This window comes from Nevskia sp. (assembly GCF_023266035.1).
GTDB lineage: Bacteria > Pseudomonadota > Gammaproteobacteria > Nevskiales > Nevskiaceae > Nevskia.
Window position 1 is genome coordinate 1 of the sequence record NZ_JAHFRY010000107.1, and the last position, 16,262, is coordinate 16,262.

13 protein-coding genes and 1 pseudogene are annotated in these 16,262 nt (G+C 63.7%); 7 read left to right on the forward strand and 7 right to left on the reverse strand.

Annotated elements, in window-relative coordinates; genetic code table 11:
- Positions 1-1,647: S8 family peptidase (locus Q0D45_RS15780; RefSeq protein ID WP_293394795.1), on the reverse strand; the 1,647-nt coding region annotated here is incomplete at its 3' end.
- A gap of 178 nt (positions 1,648-1,825) precedes the next feature.
- Between Q0D45_RS15780 and Q0D45_RS15785 the strand changes: the two genes are divergently transcribed.
- Both Q0D45_RS15785 and Q0D45_RS15790 read left to right on the forward strand, forming a co-directional pair.
- Complete coding sequence (locus tag Q0D45_RS15785; protein ID WP_293394798.1) at positions 1,826-3,637, forward strand: DUF885 family protein; 1,812 nt, start codon at positions 1,826-1,828, stop codon at positions 3,635-3,637.
- An 86-nt stretch (positions 3,638-3,723) separates the two neighbouring features.
- On the forward strand, positions 3,724-4,005 hold the full coding sequence (locus Q0D45_RS15790; RefSeq protein WP_293394801.1) for a DUF768 domain-containing protein: 282 nt from the start codon (positions 3,724-3,726) through the stop codon (positions 4,003-4,005).
- 209 nt (positions 4,006-4,214) lie between these two features.
- Here the strand turns inward: Q0D45_RS15790 and Q0D45_RS15795 are convergent, their stop codons facing one another.
- The 5 genes from Q0D45_RS15795 to Q0D45_RS15815 all read right to left on the reverse strand — a co-directional run bounded on the left by Q0D45_RS15795 (position 4,215) and on the right by Q0D45_RS15815 (position 8,302).
- On the reverse strand, positions 4,215-4,592 hold the full coding sequence (locus Q0D45_RS15795; RefSeq protein ID WP_293394805.1) for a hypothetical protein: 378 nt from the start codon (positions 4,590-4,592) through the stop codon (positions 4,215-4,217).
- A gap of 106 nt (positions 4,593-4,698) precedes the next feature.
- Positions 4,699-5,085, reverse strand: a complete 387-nt coding sequence (locus Q0D45_RS15800) for a hypothetical protein (protein ID WP_293394808.1) — start codon at positions 5,083-5,085, stop codon at positions 4,699-4,701.
- Positions 5,086-5,307: 222 nt separating this feature from the next.
- On the reverse strand, positions 5,308-6,354 hold the full coding sequence (locus Q0D45_RS15805) for an MBL fold metallo-hydrolase (protein ID WP_293394811.1): 1,047 nt from the start codon (positions 6,352-6,354) through the stop codon (positions 5,308-5,310).
- Between the two features lie 94 nt (positions 6,355-6,448).
- The gene (locus Q0D45_RS15810; protein WP_293394814.1) at positions 6,449-7,525 is read right to left on the reverse strand and encodes an alkene reductase; all 1,077 of its coding nucleotides are present in this window, start codon (positions 7,523-7,525) and stop codon (positions 6,449-6,451) included.
- 51 nt (positions 7,526-7,576) lie between these two features.
- Complete coding sequence (locus Q0D45_RS15815) at positions 7,577-8,302, reverse strand: SDR family oxidoreductase (protein ID WP_293394817.1); 726 nt, start codon at positions 8,300-8,302, stop codon at positions 7,577-7,579.
- Between the two features lie 215 nt (positions 8,303-8,517).
- Between Q0D45_RS15815 and Q0D45_RS15820 the strand changes: the two genes are divergently transcribed.
- Complete coding sequence (locus tag Q0D45_RS15820) at positions 8,518-9,129, forward strand: TetR/AcrR family transcriptional regulator (RefSeq protein ID WP_293394820.1); 612 nt, start codon at positions 8,518-8,520, stop codon at positions 9,127-9,129.
- Positions 9,130-9,139: 10 nt separating this feature from the next.
- On the opposite strand, the gene prpR is transcribed toward Q0D45_RS15820, so the two are convergent.
- On the reverse strand, positions 9,140-10,750 hold the full coding sequence (prpR, locus tag Q0D45_RS15825; protein ID WP_293394823.1) for a propionate catabolism operon regulatory protein PrpR: 1,611 nt from the start codon (positions 10,748-10,750) through the stop codon (positions 9,140-9,142).
- A 269-nt stretch (positions 10,751-11,019) separates the two neighbouring features.
- Between prpR and prpB the strand changes: the two genes are divergently transcribed.
- The 4 genes and pseudogenes from prpB to Q0D45_RS15845 form a co-directional block, all read left to right on the forward strand.
- Entirely contained in the window at positions 11,020-11,904 is an 885-nt protein-coding gene (gene prpB, locus Q0D45_RS15830) for a methylisocitrate lyase (protein WP_293394826.1), read from the forward strand.
- A 71-nt stretch (positions 11,905-11,975) separates the two neighbouring features.
- The gene (gene prpC / locus Q0D45_RS15835) at positions 11,976-13,139 is read left to right on the forward strand and encodes a 2-methylcitrate synthase (protein WP_293394828.1); all 1,164 of its coding nucleotides are present in this window, start codon (positions 11,976-11,978) and stop codon (positions 13,137-13,139) included.
- A gap of 150 nt (positions 13,140-13,289) precedes the next feature.
- The gene (gene acnD / locus Q0D45_RS15840) at positions 13,290-15,884 is read left to right on the forward strand and encodes a Fe/S-dependent 2-methylisocitrate dehydratase AcnD (protein ID WP_293394831.1); all 2,595 of its coding nucleotides are present in this window, start codon (positions 13,290-13,292) and stop codon (positions 15,882-15,884) included.
- A gap of 36 nt (positions 15,885-15,920) precedes the next feature.
- Positions 15,921-16,262, forward strand: a pseudogene (locus Q0D45_RS15845) (hypothetical protein); the annotation flags it as partial.

The following is a 16,262-nucleotide window of genomic DNA, read 5'->3' on the forward strand; positions in this document are numbered from 1 at the left end:
GCTCTCGGCCGAGGTGCCCGCCGTGGCCGACTGCGCGACGATCACCCAGGCGCTGCCGTTCTTGCGCTGCAGATAGAGATCGAAGTTGCTGGCGGCAGGACCGGCGAGGGTGCCATCGAGCAAGGTCGCCGCCGTCAGCGTGAAGCCGGCGTCGCCGGGATGCGCGGCGAGCGCGCCCTTCGCCGTCAGTTCACCCGGATAGGCCGTGAAGCCGGTCGGGCACAGCGGCGGTGGCGGCGGTGGTTCGATGATGATGCCGCCCTGGACGTAGGCGACCGCCGCGGCTGCATCGACGATGCCGGCGCCGCAGCCCGAGCAGGTGGCCGGGAACGCGCGCGCGGTGGAGGTCAGCGCGGTCTTCACTTCGGCGGGCGTGATCGTCGGCTTGATGCTGTACAGCAGCGCGACCACGCCGGCGACATGCGGCGTCGCCATGCTGGTGCCCTGATAGAGCGCGTAGGCGTCCGCGCCCGGCCCTTTGCTGCCGGCGTTCAGGGTCGACAGCACGCCGTTGCCGGCGGCCTTGCTGTCGCCGCCCGGCGCGGCGATCGCCACCACGCTGCCGAAGTTGGAATAGCTGGCGCGTCCACCATTGCGGCCGACCGCGGCGACGGCAATCGCTCCCGGACAACTGGCCGGGCTGTACTTGCTGGCATCGGCATTGCTGTTGCCGGCGGCGACGACGACCGTGGTGCCGCGGGCGTTGGCACCTTCGATCGCGAGTTTCGTGGTGGTGTCGCAGGCGCCAGTGCCGCCCAGGCTCATGTTGATGACCTGGGCCTTGTTCGGGTTGGCCGGCACGCCCGGCACCGTGCCGCCGGAGGCCCAGATGATGCCGTCGGCGATGTCCGAGGTGTAGCCGCCGCACTTGCCGAGCCCGCGTACCGGCAGCACTTTCGCGCCGTAGGCGACGCCGGAGACACCGAGCGCGTTGTTGGTCAGCGCCGCGATGGTGCCGGAGACGTGGGTGCCGTGCCAGGAACTGGGCGTGGCGAGATTGAGTCCGCATTCGAAGTTGCCGACCCAGTCGCCGGGGTCACGGGCGTCGGCGTCCCTGAGGTTGCCGTCGTTGGCGATCGCGCGGTCGCTGATCATGTCGTAGCCGCCGATGATGTTGGCGGCCAGATCGGCATGCGGCCGGTAGCCGGTATCGATCACCGCGACGATCACGCCGGTGCCGGTGGTCACGTCCCAGGCAGCCGGCGCCCGGATGCCGCCGATCGCCTCGTAATAGCCCCATTGCTCGCTGTAGCGCGGATCGTTCGGCGTCAGCGCGGGCTGCAGCAGGCGATCTTCTTCGACGTATTCGACGGCAGCATCGCCCGTGAACTCGGCGATCAGCGCAGCCAGTTCGCTGGCATCGATCGCGCGGCCGATGCGCAGCACATCGGCGCTGGTGCCGGTGGTCCGCAACCATTGCAGCGCGACGCCACGACGGGCGCCGATGCGGCTGGCCACTGCAGTGGCCTGCGTCTGGTGCGTGGCGGATAGTTTTCCGGAGTCCTTGAACTTGACGATCAAGCGCTGTGCCGGCCCGTCTGCCGCCTGCGCTGCACCGCCAGCGAGCAGGATTACGCTGCCGATCAGTGCCGATGCCAGTGATGCAAAACCGATCCGTCGTCCCTTTTTTGTGATGACTGCTTTCATGTGCTTCCCCCCAAACCCTGTATTCCATCGATTGAGACCCAACGGGGTCTGACCGAATAGATGGCAACCGAGATTCGTGCCAAGAAAGCCACAAAAGGCTCGATTGCTGCGAGACTCGGGTGCAAATCGGCGCGGCAACCCGCGCAAGGCTGTGGGTGAAATCAAGGAGCGATGGACCATGAAGAAGTTCTTCAAGATCGTCGGTGGACTGCTGCTGATCCTGGTGATCGGCGCTGGCGTCTGGATCGTCAATGTCGGCTGGTACAAGCCTTATTCGATCGATCTGTTCTACAACCGGGTGTTCGTGCGCTTCGCGCTGCAGAACCCGGAACTGGTCACCAGCCTGGTGCCGCATCCGCTCGGCATCCGCTATTTCGATCGCCGTCTCGGCGATGTCTCGCCGGCCACGCAGGCCGAGCAGGCGGCGTTCGTCAGGAGCGAACTGCAGACCTTGCGTTCCTATGATCGCGCCGCGTTGAATCCCGGCCGGCAGCTGTCGTTCGACATCCTCGACTACTTCCTCGCCACCTCGGTGGAAGGCGAGCGCTGGCAGCTCTACAACTATCCGCTGAACCCCACGGCTGGTCTGCAGAGCGAGCTGCCGAGCTTCCTGGCCGGCCAGCATCCGATCGACTCGAAGGCCGATGTCGACAGCTACATGGCGCGCCTGAATCTGTTCGGCCGCTACTACGATCAGGTGCTCGAAGGCCTGAAGCTTCGTCAGGAGAAAGGCATCAAGCCGCCCAAGTTCGTCGTCGACAAGACGCTGATCCAGATGCGCGAGTTCATCGCCAAGCGCCCTGAGGAGAACGTGCTGTACGTCGGCCTGGCGGAGAAGATCAAGAAGCTCAAGGACATGAGCGAGGCCGAACAGAAGGACGCGCTGATCAAGGTCGCGACCATCATCCAGGGCGTGGTCTATCCGGCCTATGGCCGCTTGATCGAGAACTTCGAAGCACTGGCGACGACGGTCACCGAGAACAACGGCGTCTGGGCGCTGCCGGCCGGTGACGAGTTCTACGCCTGGGCGGTGAAGGATCAGACCACCTCGAATCTGAAGCCGGACGAGATCCACGATATCGGCCTCGCCGAAGTGACGCGGATCGAAGCCGAGATGAACGCGCTGCTGGTCGCCGAGGGCTATGCCGAAGGCAGCATCGGCGCGCGCATGGTCGCGCTGAGCAAGGAGCCGCGCTTCCTGTATCCGGACACCCCGGAAGGGCGTCAGCAATGCCTCGATGATTTCCAGAAGATCATCAACGAGATCGACACCGGCCTGGGCCCCTACTTCGAGGCGAGGCCCAAGCTCGGCGTCGAAGTGAAAGCGGTGCCGGCGTTCAAGGAAGCCAATGCGCCCGGCGGCTATTACGAACCCGGCGCGCTCGATGGCTCGCGGCCCGGCGTGTTCTTCGTCAACCTGCGCAAGCTGTCGGAGATCGACAAGCCCGGCATGCGCACGCTCGCCTATCACGAAGCGATTCCCGGCCATCACTTCCAGATCGCGCTCGCTCAGGAACTGAAGGACGTGCCGATCTTCCGCAACGTGCTGCCGTTCAATGCCTATGCCGAAGGCTGGGCGCTGTACAGCGAACGCCTGGCCTGGGAACTGGGCTACGAGAAAGACCCGTTCGACAACCTCGGCCGCCTGCAGGCCGAGCTATTCCGCGCCGTGCGCCTGGTGGTCGACACCGGCATGCACGCCAAGCGCTGGAGCCGCGAACAGGCGCTGGCCTACCTGATCGACAAGACCGGCATGGGCGACGCCGAAGCCACCGCCGAGATCGAGCGCTACCTGGTCTGGCCCGGCCAGGCGCTCGGCTACAAGCTCGGCATGCTGAAGATCCTCGAACTGCGCGAGCGCGCGAAAACCCAACTCGGCGACAAGTTCGATCTCAAGGAATTCCACAAGGTGGTGCTCGGCAGTGGCTCCCTGCCGTTGCCGGTGCTCGATGCGGTGGTGACGAAGTGGCTGGCGGAGAAGAAGGGCTAAGCTTTTACTGACGCGGACCCCAAGCATCGGGCCAGTCACCGTGGGCCGGGAAACCGGCGCCGAACTCGACGCAGGAGATGGGCTTCATGAGCAATCGCTTCCTGAGGTGGGTCCACACATGGATCGAGGACAACATCCCTCCCGGTGCCAATCCCGACCTGGAGAGCTACGAAGCCAAGGCAAAACGGCTGTCGGAGAAACTGTTCGCCGAGGCGGCTGAGGCCGGCTTCACAAGCTTCGAGACCGAGGAGGAGCGCGCGCGCGTGCTGCCCTTGGTATTGACCGCGGCCTCGGACAGCACCGACTTTGACATCGATGCCTACCATCTCAAGTCGCAGCTTGCGCAGGAGAATGAAGATGGCGACTGAGCCCTGCAGAAGGGACTGTTCTTGTGATACTTGGTAAAACGCCTTGAGTTGAGCCGCCGGCCCTGCTTCAGATTCAGTATGTGCCTGCCAAGCCGGAGTAGGGCGGGAAAGTGGCCCGCGGTTGGGGCCGGCATCCCGCCGTCTGCCGCGCCCGATCACCACGGAAGGCGGGATGCGCTTGCGGCTTTCCCGCCCTACACGGGCTTGAGTTACTCGACATCTACGCGGGGGGCGTCCATCGCAAGAACGTCGATGATGTCGTTCGAAGCGGCGATTGCGTAGTGAATTAAGGGCGTACTTGAGCTGACAGCGCAGCGTTCTTGATTGAACCATGCGAGAAACGTTGAATCCTCTACGCGATAGAAATACCTTCCTGTACCACCAGTCTTTCCAATCTCGACCAAAGTAAGAAGGGCGTCACCTTCGTCCAATTTTCGATAAGCAAAGTACGAATCGAACGATAGCCTTGCTCGGCGATTGCCAGCATCCACAAGCATCAGAACCAACGTTCCAGCCCGATCGGTCAACTGGTCAAATTCCCAGCCTCCCTTGCGTAGAAGCTCGGGGAAAATCGGAATGAACTTCATGGGCGATGCCTCACCTTGACGCGGTTCTTGCTGTTCTGAATTTCAAGCATCGAAGGCGGGATGCGCCTGCGGCTTTTCCGCCCTACTCGAGCGGCCAACTCTATTGCTATGGGTTCACCGAAAAATATCGCTTTATTAGCAAAATATCGTCCTCACTCCATCCGAGATCGGGATTATTTTCGGCTCGACGCAGTCGCTTTTCAAAGTTGTCGCGCACCATGCTCGGTCGTAACAAGGCGGGATTAATTTTCGTACAGAATAGCGCCGCCGAATGAATAGTTGATACAAGAGCATCACAGAGAGCAGTTACAAGTACGGCATCAATCTCGCCGTCAAGTTCTTCGGCTATCGAATCTCCAAGATCGCCTAAGCCAATCACCACATAAAAATCAGGGCGGCCTTCATCTAAACGTAACTGCGCCACATCAACGAATTCTGGCCAATAGCCGAGAACTCGCACAAGTAACACGGAAAAATCAAGGGTGGAATCCACTGTCGTCATTTCCTAATTCCCATATCAAAGGATAAACGGGCCGGGTTGAACAGTTCAAAAATTCAGCTCGCCTTGGCTTGTGGATGTCTCGTGAATCGCTCATTCAAATGTGGTCCGATACACTTGGGCTTGGGGCCTGATGTCCGTCATTTTCTTTATCCGGGTGTGAATCGGCTCATTGCTCAGAGCCTTACGGCGATTGCTTCCCCTCTCTCAATTCCTTCAGCCATTGCCAGTCAGCACCCGAGTCTCACCAATCTTCATGACCCAAGCTTGCTCCGGTGCATAGCCGGACTGGCTGGCCGCTGCCAGGAAACGCGGTGGTGGGTCGAAGGCCGGCTCGGTGGTCAGCGCGACCGTGCCCCAGTGCATCGCCACCAGGCGCTGCGCCTGCATGGCCTTGCCGATGCGCACCGCTTCTTCGGGATTGGCGTGCACGGCCTGCATCAGCGGCCGTGGTTCGTAGGCGCCGATCGGCAGCAGCGCGGTATCGAAGGGGCCGAAGCGCCGTCCTGCGTGCTCGAACACCTCGCCCCAACCGGTATCGCCAGCGAAGTAGACGCGGTGCTTCTGTGATGCCAGCGCGAAGCCGCACCACAGGGTGCGATTGCGATCGAACGGCGTGCGTGACGAGAAATGCACGGCCGGGACCGCGGTGACGGTCAGGCCGTTCTCGACGTGCTGAGCGCCCCAGTCCAGTTCGTGGACGTTGGTGTAGCCCAGGCTTTCGATCAGCGGTTTCAGACCCAGCGGGATGACGAAGCAAGCCTGGCTGCTGTTCCGGGCGAGCTTGCGCAGCGCCACGGCATCGAGATGGTCGTAATGATTGTGCGACAGCAGGATCGCATCGAGCTTCGGCAGATGTTCGATCGCGATGCCGGTGCCGGCAAAGCGCTTGGGGCCGAAGCCCTGTACCGGTGATGCGTGAGCGCTGAGATAGGGATCGGTGAGGATCGTCTTGCCATCGAGTCGGATCAGAAAGCAGGCGTGGCCGAGCCAGGTCAGCGTGTCTTGATCGCCGAAGGACGCGAGCTGCGCGAGCGCGGTTTTCTCATCGAGCACATGGCCGGCCGGGATCGCCGGCTGGCGCAGGCTCCTGGCGCCAAAGCTGATGTCGCGGAAGAAGCGCAGCCAGTCCGCAGTCGTGCCGCGAACGCGGGGCGCGCCCGGCGGATTATGAAAATTGCCCTGCGCATCGCGATGCGGTGGCAGGGCAGGGTCGTGTTGTTCGGTGGAGGTCATCAGGCTGGCCTGTGCGGTGTCGCGCAAGCTTGCCTCACGCAAGGACGGAAGGGCGCGGTGAAAGCTCCGGGGGGAAAGCTTTTCCGTTCAGCGCCTTCTGCGTCCTTGCGCGAGTTCGCCTCTACGCTGCCGCTGTTTCCAGCGCCGGGTAATCGGTGTAGCCCTTTTCGGTGCCGCCATACAACGTGGCCATGTCCAGCGGATTCAGCTCGGCGTGCTGCTTGAAGCGCTCGACCAGATCCGGGTTGGCGATGAACAGCTTGCCGTAGACGATCGCATCGGCCAGGCCGCTGGCGACGGCTGCTTCGCCGGACGCCTGATCGAAGCCGCCATTGAGCATCAGCACGCCATCGAAGTTGGTGCGGGCGATGTTGGCGAGTTCGATTTCCGCGGGACGATCATGCTGGTCATGGCGCAGCTCGAAGAACGCGATCTTGCGTGCCGACATCTGCTGGGCGACGTACTTCACCAGTGCCTTCGGATCGGAATCGCTCATGTCGTTGTAGGCCACCAGCGGCGAGATACGGATGCTGACGCCGCCGGCACCGAACACCGAGATCGCCGCATCGGTCACTTCGAGCAGAAGGCGGGCGCGCTTTTCCAGCGTGCCGCCGTAGCCATCGCTGCGATCGTTCTGGCTGTCACGCAGGAACTGGTCGACCAGATAGCCGTGGGCGCCGTGAATCTGCACACCATCGAAACCGGCAGCCTTGGCACGCTCGGCGGCCTTGCGGAACAGTTCGACGATGCCGGGCATCTCGGACTCGGCGAGCGCGCGCGGCACTTCGTAGGGCAGCTTGCCCTTCAGCGTGTGGGTGCTGTCGTTGATCGCCTTGGCGCTGGACGAGATCGGTAGCACGTTGTTGATGCCCGAATGCGCTGCGCGGCCCGGATGCCAGATCTGCATGATGATCCGGCCGCCCTTGGCGTGAACCGCATCGGTGACCAGCTTCCAGCCGGCCACGGTTTCATCGCTGAAGATGCCGCCTTCGGCGATGAAGGCGCTGGCATCATCGGCGACCATCGTGCACTCGGTCATGATCAGACCGGCGCTGGCGCGCTGCGAGTAGTACTCGGCCATCAGCGCATGCGGCACATGGCTGAGGCCGGCGCGGGCGCGGGTCAGCGGCGCCATCACCAGACGGTTCGGAAGGGTGAGGTGGCCGACCTTGATCGGCGTGAGCAATTGCTGGGTCATGAGTGAAGTCCTGAATGTGTTGAAGGCTTGTTCGCGGGATTTGCAGCGGGTTTACCAGGGCAGCGCCTGGCCCATGTGGAAGTAGCCACCGTTCGGGCCATCGGCCGGCAGCAGGGCCAGCTCGACGCTGGTTTTCGCGCCATCGGGAATCGCCATCGGTGCTTCGGGGCCGCCCATGTCGGTCTGCACGTGGCCGGGGTGGGCCGAGTTGACCTTGATGTTGCTGTCGCGCAGCTCGTACGCAAGCTGCACGGTCCAGCCGTTCAGCGCGGTCTTCGAAACGTTGTAGGCCGGCACCTTGAAGTTGTAGATCGGCGACGCGGGATCGCTGTGCAAGCTGTTCGAGGCCAGGATGCTCGACAGGTTGACGATGCGGCCGGCCGCGGACTTGTGCAGCAGCGGCAGGAACGCCTGGGTGACGGCGATCACGCCGAAGACATTGGTATCGAAGGTGCTGCGCCAGACGTCCAGGCTCTGCTCGCTGACCTTCTTCGCGCCGTCGTCCAGCAGCACGCCGGCGTTGTTGATCAGGATGTCGAGGTGGCCATGCTTCTTCTGCACGGTGGCGACGGCGCTGGCGATGCTGGCGGCGTCGGTGACATCGAGCCTCAGCGCTTCGGTCTTGAAGCCTTCGGCGGCCAGCTTGGCGACGGCGGCGTCCGCCTTGTCCTGCGAGCGGGCGGCCACCAGCACATGCACGCCGGCCTGGGTTAGCTGTTTGGCGGTTTCGTATCCGATGCCCTTGCTGGCACCGGTGATCAAGGCAATCTTGCTCATCTGTCTCTCCGTTACGGCTGTTCTGCGGGTGCAGCGGCTTGACATCAAGCGGCAACACCGCGAACCTGAGGTTGTTACCGATCGGTAACAGTGGCGGTACGTTACTGATCGGTAACAAGGCTGTCAAGCCGGCCAGGGGCTCACCCCATACCGTTGTCCATGATGGGCGCCGTCACGTGCGAAAATGCCGTCATGTTGCTGCTGGAGTGGATGCGATGATGAACACCGTGAAGTCCGAAGACCCGACCGTTGCCGAGCAGGCCGGCCGGCCGCGCGTTCGTGATCGCATCTTCGAGACGGCCTGCGAGCTGTTCTACCGGCACGGCATTCGCGCGGTCGGCGTCGATGCCATCGCCTGCGAAGCCGGCACCAACAAGATGAGTTTCTACCGCAGCTTCGCAAGCAAGGACGAGCTGGTCGCCGAGTATCTGCGCTTCAAGGATCGCAACTTCTGGATCTGGTGGGATGGCATCGTGGCGCCGCATCAGGGCCAGCCGCGCGCCCAGGCCGAAGCGCTGTTCGAGGCGCACGTCAACAAGACCTGCTCGAAGGAATCACGCGGCTGCGGGTTGGCCAATGCCGCGGTCGAGATCGTCGAGGACGAGCATCCGGGCCGGGCGGTGGTCATCGCCCACAAGAGCGAAATCCGCCGCCGCTTCCGGGCGCTGGCGAAAGCGATGCAGGCCCGCGAGCCGGAACAGCTCGGCGATGCGCTGATGCTGCTGATGGAAGGCGGCTATCTGGCGCGGCTGACTTTTCCGAAGGGCGGGCCGGTGTCCAGCGCGCTGCATGCCGCGCGCGTGTTGATGGACGCCCACGGCGCCTGAGGCGCTTCCTTCAGCCGGAGCTGTCTTCCTGCAACCAGCGCCACAAGGTGCTGCGCGAAACACCGAGCGCCTTGGCCGCTGCACCACGCTGATCACGATGACGCTGCAGCAAGGCGCGCAAGGCCGCGGCTTCCGGGCGCTTGCGTGAAAGGCTGATCGCTTCCCGATCATCGGCAGTATCGCCATCGATCGCGGCTGCAGGATTAGGCAGCGCCGCCTTGGCAAACAACTCCGGCGCGCAGCGCAGCAACAGCGGACGAGTCAGTGCCGACAGCGGCGATTCGGCCAGCCCGAGCACCGCAATGCGCTCGGCGAGATTGCGCAGCTCGCGGACATTGCCGGGCCAGGCGTGCTGCTGCAGCGCGGCCTGCGCCGGGCCATCGATGACCATCGCGCCGACACCCACCGCGCGCAGGCAGCTCATCAGCAGCAGCGGGATGTCGTCGGCGTGTTCGCGCAGCGGCGCCAGCGCCAGGCGCAACACATTGAGCCGGTAGTAGAGATCGCGGCGGAAGCGGTTCTCGGCGACCAGCGCCTCCAGCTCCCAGAGCGTGGCGGCGATCACCCGCACGTCCACCGGCGTCGGCCGCACGCTGCCGACTCTCAGCACTTCGCGCTCTTCGAGCACGCGCAGCAGCCGGGTCTGCAGCGCCAGCGGCATCTCGCCGATCTCGTCGAGAAACAGCGTGCCGCCATTCGCCGCTTCGATCAGGCCGACCCGGCCGCCGCGGCGCGAGCCGGTGAAGGCGCCATCGGCGTAGCCGAACAGTTCCGATTCGAGCAGCGATTCGGCGATCGCGCCGCAGTTCACCGCAATGAACGGCGCGCTGCGTCGTGGGCTGGCGCCGTGCAGCGCTTGCGCCACCAGTTCCTTGCCGGTGCCGGTTTCGCCGGTGATCAGCACGGTGCGGTCGCTGGCGCCGTAGAGGCGCACCTGATCGCGCAGCGCGACCATCTTGTCGCTGTTGCCGATCAGGCGCCGCAGGCTGTAGCGCGAGTCCGGCGTGGTCGCTGCGCGGCGGACGCCACTGCGTGCCGCCGACAACATGCGGGCGAGGTCGATGGCCTGCTCGAAGGCGCGGCGGATCGAATCCGGCGAGTACATCAGGATGCCGATCACGCCGGCGCGGTCGGCGAGTTCGGAGACGTAGCCGGTGCCGACGATCACGCCGCAGCCGAGTGAAACCAGCTCGGCAACCAGGTCGCGTACTTCCTCGGTATTGGTGTACGAGCGCTGCTCGATCTGCAGGCCGAACTCCTGCTTGAAGGCGCTGAACGCGGGCAGGGCATCGCCGTAGCTGATGATCCCGACCTTGCTCGAATGGCGTCTCGCGCGGGTCAGCGCCTGCATCAGATCAAAGCCATCCGGCCGCACCAGGACGATCGGCTTGTCGATGCGATTGCGCAGGTACTCGCCGTTGGAGCCGGCCGACAGCACGACATCGCAGTCCTCGTCGCGCAGCCGTTCGCGGATATGGGTGACCGCCTCCTCGAAGCCGAGATCGATGGTGTCGATCTGGGCACGGCCGTCGAATTCGGTGGTGACTTCGCGCATCAGCCGCGACAGCCGGGTGACGCTGACCGTCCAGATCGCCGGCAGGAAGGATTCGTTGTTCTGCATGTCGCGAATTATGTTCCATTCGATGTTTCAAATGTTTCATGAGACGCCGTGTCGCTCGATCGAGACAGGGCGTGCAGTCGCTGTCGATGTTGATGAATATCGGTAATAGATAACTAATTCATGGTGTTGCGAAGGATAAAAAGTTGCTCGACGGGCATCTTCGGCGATGGCACGGCTCTTGAGTAACAGGGCCACCCGTCACCATCGGCGGGTCGCGAAGTCCGGCTCAGGCCGCACCCGTCGCCCGTCCGCCATCTGAGGAGCTGCCCATGACCCATTCCGCCGGAGCCGCATTCCGCGCCGCCCTTGCTGCCGAAAAGCCGCTGCAGGTCATCGGCGCGATCAACGCCAACCACGCGCTGCTGGCCAAGCGCGCCGGCTTCAAGGCGATCTACCTGTCGGGTGGCGGCGTCGCCGCCGGTTCGCTGGGCATGCCCGATCTCGGCATCAACACGATGGACGACGTGCTGATCGACACCCGTCGGATCACCGATGTCTGCGATCTGCCGCTGCTGGTCGACATCGATACCGGCTTCGGCGCCAGCGCCTTCAACATCGAGCGCACGGTGAAGGCGCTGATCAAGGCCGGCGCCGCAGCCTGCCACATCGAAGACCAGGTGGGCGCCAAGCGCTGCGGTCATCGTCCGGGCAAGGAAATCGTCTCGAAGGAAGAGATGGCGGATCGCGTCAAGGCCGCTGCCGATGCCAAGACCGATTCGAACTTCTTCATCATCGCCCGCACCGACGCGATCCAGGCCGAAGGCGTCGATGCCGCGATCGAGCGTTCGATCGCCTGCGTCGAAGCCGGTGCCGACGGCATCTTTGCTGAAGCCGCCTACGACCTCGCCACCTACAAGCGCTTCGTCGATGCCGTGAAGGTGCCGGTGCTGGCCAACATCACCGAGTTCGGCGCCACGCCGCTGTTCACGCGTGACGAGCTGGCCTCGGTCGGTGTCGCCATCCAGCTCTATCCGCTGTCGGCATTCCGTGCGGCGAACAAGGCGGCGGAGGCCGTTTACACTGCGGTCCGCCGCGATGGGCACCAGAAGGACGTCATCGAGCTGATGCAGACGCGTGCCGAGCTGTACGACCGTATCGGCTACCACTCGTTTGAGAACCGGCTCGACGCTCTGTTCGCAGCGAAGAAGAAGTAAGCACTGACGCGTGCTACCCCGCCCCGAAAGCGACCTCGAATAACAACACCCGAACAGTCTCAGGAGACCTCATGAGCGAAACAACCGCTGCCCCCGCGAGCGGCTTCAAGCCGAAGAAGTCCGTTGCCCTCAGTGGCACCACCGCCGGCAACACGGCGCTGTGCACCGTCGGCCGTACCGGCAATGACCTGCACTACCGCGGCTACGACATCCTCGATGTCGCCAACGCCTGCGAGTTCGAGGAAATCGCCCACCTGCTGGTGCACGGCAAGCTGCCGACGGCATCCGAACTGAAGGCCTACAAGACCAAGCTGAAGGCGCTGCGTGGCCTGCCGGCCGCGGTCAAGGCGGCGCTCGAAGCGTTGCCCGCCGCCAGCCATCCGATGGACGTGATGCGCACCGGCGTGTCAGTGCTCGGCTGCGTGCTGCCGGAGAAGGACGACCACAATCATCCGGGCGCCCGTGACATCGCCGACAAGCTGATGGCCTCGCTCGGCTCGATGCTGCTGTACTGGTACCACTACAGCCAGAACGGCAACATCATCGACGTGGAGACCGACGACGACTCCATCGGCGGCCACTTCCTGCACCTGCTGCACGGCGAGAAGCCTTGCGATTCCTGGGTCAAGGCGATGCACACCTCGCTGGTGCTGTACGCCGAGCACGAGTTCAACGCATCGACCTTCACCGCTCGCGTGATCGCCGGCACCGGCTCGGACATGCACTCGGCCATCGCCGGCGGCATCGGCGCGCTGCGCGGCCCGAAGCACGGCGGCGCCAATGAAGTGGCGTTCGAAATCCAGAAGCGCTACGACAATCCGGACGAAGCCGAAGCCGACATCAAGGCGCGAGTCGAGAAGAAGGAAGTGGTCATCGGCTTCGGCCACCCGGTCTACACGGTCAGCGATCCGCGCAACAAGGTGATCAAGCAGGTTGCCAAGGAGCTGTCGATCGAAGCCGGCAGCACCAAGATGTTCGACATCGCCGAGCGTCTGGAAACGGTGATGTGGGACATCAAGAAGATGTTCCCGAATCTCGATTGGTTCAGCGCCGTCAGCTACAACATGATGGGCGTGCCGACGGCGATGTTCACGCCGCTGTTCGTCATTGCCCGCACCAGCGGCTGGAGCGCGCACATCATCGAGCAGCGCATCGACGGCAAGATCATTCGTCCGAGCGCGAACTACGTCGGTCCGGAAGATCTGACTTTCGTGCCGCTGAAAGATCGCAAGTAAATCTGAAGTGTTCCCTCCCCCGCGAGCGGGGGAGGGCCAGGGTGGGGGCGGCTGACGCCAGCGCGTAGCGCTTGACCGAAACGCCTCCATCCCAGCCTTCCCCCGCAAGCGGAGGAAGGAGACCTGCAACGAGCCATCGACAGAAAGCCAATGAACACCGCCTACCGCAAGAACCTCCCCGGCACTTCGCTCGACTACTTCGATGCCCGCGCGGCCGTCGATGCCATCAAGCCCGGCGCTTACGCGGCGCTGCCGTACACGGCGCGCGTGCATGCCGAGAACCTGGTCCGCAAGGGCGAGCCGGAAAAGCTCACGGCCTATCTGGGCCAGCTGATCGAGCGCAAGCGGGATCTGGATTTCCCCTGGTTCCCGGTGCGCGTGGTCTGCCACGACATTCTGGGCCAGACCGCGCTCGTCGATCTCGCCGGCCTGCGTGACGCGATTGCCGACATGGGTGGCGATCCGGCCAAGGTCAATCCGGTGGTGCCGGTGCAGCTGATCGTCGACCACTCGCTGGCCGTGGAGCACGGCGGTTTCGAGAAGGACGCGTTCAAGAAGAATCGTGCGATCGAGGATCGCCGCAACGACGATCGATTCCATTTCATCGAATGGACTCGGAAGGCGTTCAAGAACATGGAAGTGATTCCGCCTGGCAACGGGATCATGCATCAGATCAATCTGGAAAGAATGAGCCCTGTGATCTACACGCAGGATGGTCTGGCGTTCCCGGACACCTGCGTCGGCACCGACAGCCACACGCCGCATGTCGATGCGCTGGGCGTCATCGCCATCGGCGTCGGCGGTTTGGAAGCCGAGAACGTCATGCTCGGCCGCGCCTCATGGATGCGCCTGCCGGACATCACCGGTGTCGAGCTAAGCGGGCGCCCGCACGAAGGCATCACCGCGACCGACGTGGTGCTGGCACTGACCGAATTCCTGCGCCAGCAGAAAGTCGTCGGCGCCTATCTGGAGTTCTACGGCGAAGGCGCCTCGGCCCTGACGCTTGGTGATCGCGCGACGATCTCCAACATGGCGCCGGAATACGGCGCCACCGCGGCGATGTTCTTCATCGACAAGAACACCATCGACTACCTCAAGCTCACCGGCCGCGAAGATGCGCAGGTCAAGCTGGTCGAGCTGTATGCGAAGCACACCGGCCTGTGGGCCGATGATCTGAAGACCGCCGAATACGAGCGCGTGCTGAAGTTCGATCTCAGCACCGTGGTCCGCAACATGGCCGGCCCGTCGAACCCGCACAAGCGCCTGCCGACCTCGGCTCTGGCCGAGCGTGGCATTGCCGCGAAGTGGGAAGAAGTGCCGGGCGAGATGCCGGATGGCGCGGTGATCATCGCCGCCATCACCTCGTGCACCAACACCTCGAACCCACGCAACGTCATTGCCGCAGCACTCCTGGCGCGCAACGCCAATGCCCGTGGCCTGACGCGCAAGCCCTGGGTGAAGTCCTCGCTGGCGCCTGGCTCGAAAGCCGTGCAGCTCTATCTCGAGGAAGCGAACCTGCTGGGCGAGCTTGAAAAGCTCGGTTTCGGCATCGTCGCCTTCGCCTGCACGACCTGCAACGGCATGTCCGGTGCACTCGATCCGAAGATCCAGAAGGAAGTCATCGACCGCGATCTGTACGCGACCGCCGTGCTGTCCGGCAATCGCAATTTCGACGGCCGCATCCATCCGTATGCCAAGCAGGCCTTCCTCGCCAGCCCGCCGCTGGTCGTCGCTTACGCGATCGCCGGCACCGTGCGCTTCGACATCGAAAAGGACGTGCTCGGCATCGACAAGGATGGCGTCGCAGTCACGCTCAAGGACATCTGGCCGACCGATGCCGAGATCGATTCGGTAGTCGCAAGCTCGGTGAAGCCGGAGCAGTTCCGCAAGGTCTACGACCCGATGTTCACCTTCAAGGTGCTCGGCGACGAAAAGATCAGCCCGCTGTACGAATGGCGCGAGATGAGCACCTACATCCGCCGTCCGCCGTACTGGGAAGGGGCGCTGGCCGGTGCCCGCACCTTGAAGGGCCTGCGCGCGCTGGCGGTGCTGCCGGACAACATCACGACGGATCATCTGTCGCCGTCGAACGCGATCATGATGGACAGCGCAGCCGGCGAGTACCTGCACAAGATGGGTCTGCCGGAAGAGGACTTCAATTCTTACGCGACGCATCGCGGTGACCATCTCACCGCGCAGCGCGCGACGTTCGCCAACCCGCAGCTGGTCAACGAAATGGCCGTGGTCGACGGCAAGGTCAAGAAGGGTTCACTCGCGCGCATCGAGCCGGAAGGCAAGGTCGTGCGCATGTGGGAAGCGATCGAAACCTACATGGAGCGCAAGCAGCCGCTGATCATCGTCGCCGGTGCCGACTACGGTCAGGGCTCCTCGCGTGACTGGGCGGCGAAAGGCGTGCGCCTGGCCGGTGTCGAAGTCATCGCTGCCGAAGGCTTCGAGCGCATCCATCGCACCAATCTGATCGGCATGGGCGTGCTGCCGCTGGAGTTCAAGCCAGGCACTACGCGCTTGACGCTGGGCATCGACGGCACCGAAACCTTCGACGTCAGCGGCAAGCTCGCACCGCGCACGACGCTGACTCTGGTCGTCACCCGCAAGAACGGCGAGAAGCTCGAAGTGCCGATGACCTGCCGTCTGGATTCGGACGAGGAAGTGCTGGTCTACGAAGCGGGCGGCGTGCTGCAGCGGTTTGCGATGGATTTCCTGGCGTCGACGAAAGCGGCCTGAGGCTTCGTAGTGGCCAGGCTGGATCCACTGATCTTCATGGCGCAGCCGCAGCCTGCGATTCGTACGCGGATGGAAGCTGCGGTTGCCGCCAATGGTCTCGACCAGCGGCTCGGTGAAGCGCAGTTCGAGTCCGGCAACTGGCATCAGTCTTTCTCCGATCGTCAGGATGACAAGCCCAAGGTCCGGGCTGCCATGTTGCGAGCGGGTGCCCGAGTGTCGGCGCCATCCTTTCTGATGACGCTCAATCGCATCAACGGAACCGGCGCTGGACCCAGGGGCATTCATTGGGCGTTTCGTGCCATGGGCAAACCCAAGGGGCTGGAGGCCGTGCTGACGTCGGTACGGGCGGCCTTGCTGGCGGAAGGCATCGAAGACGAT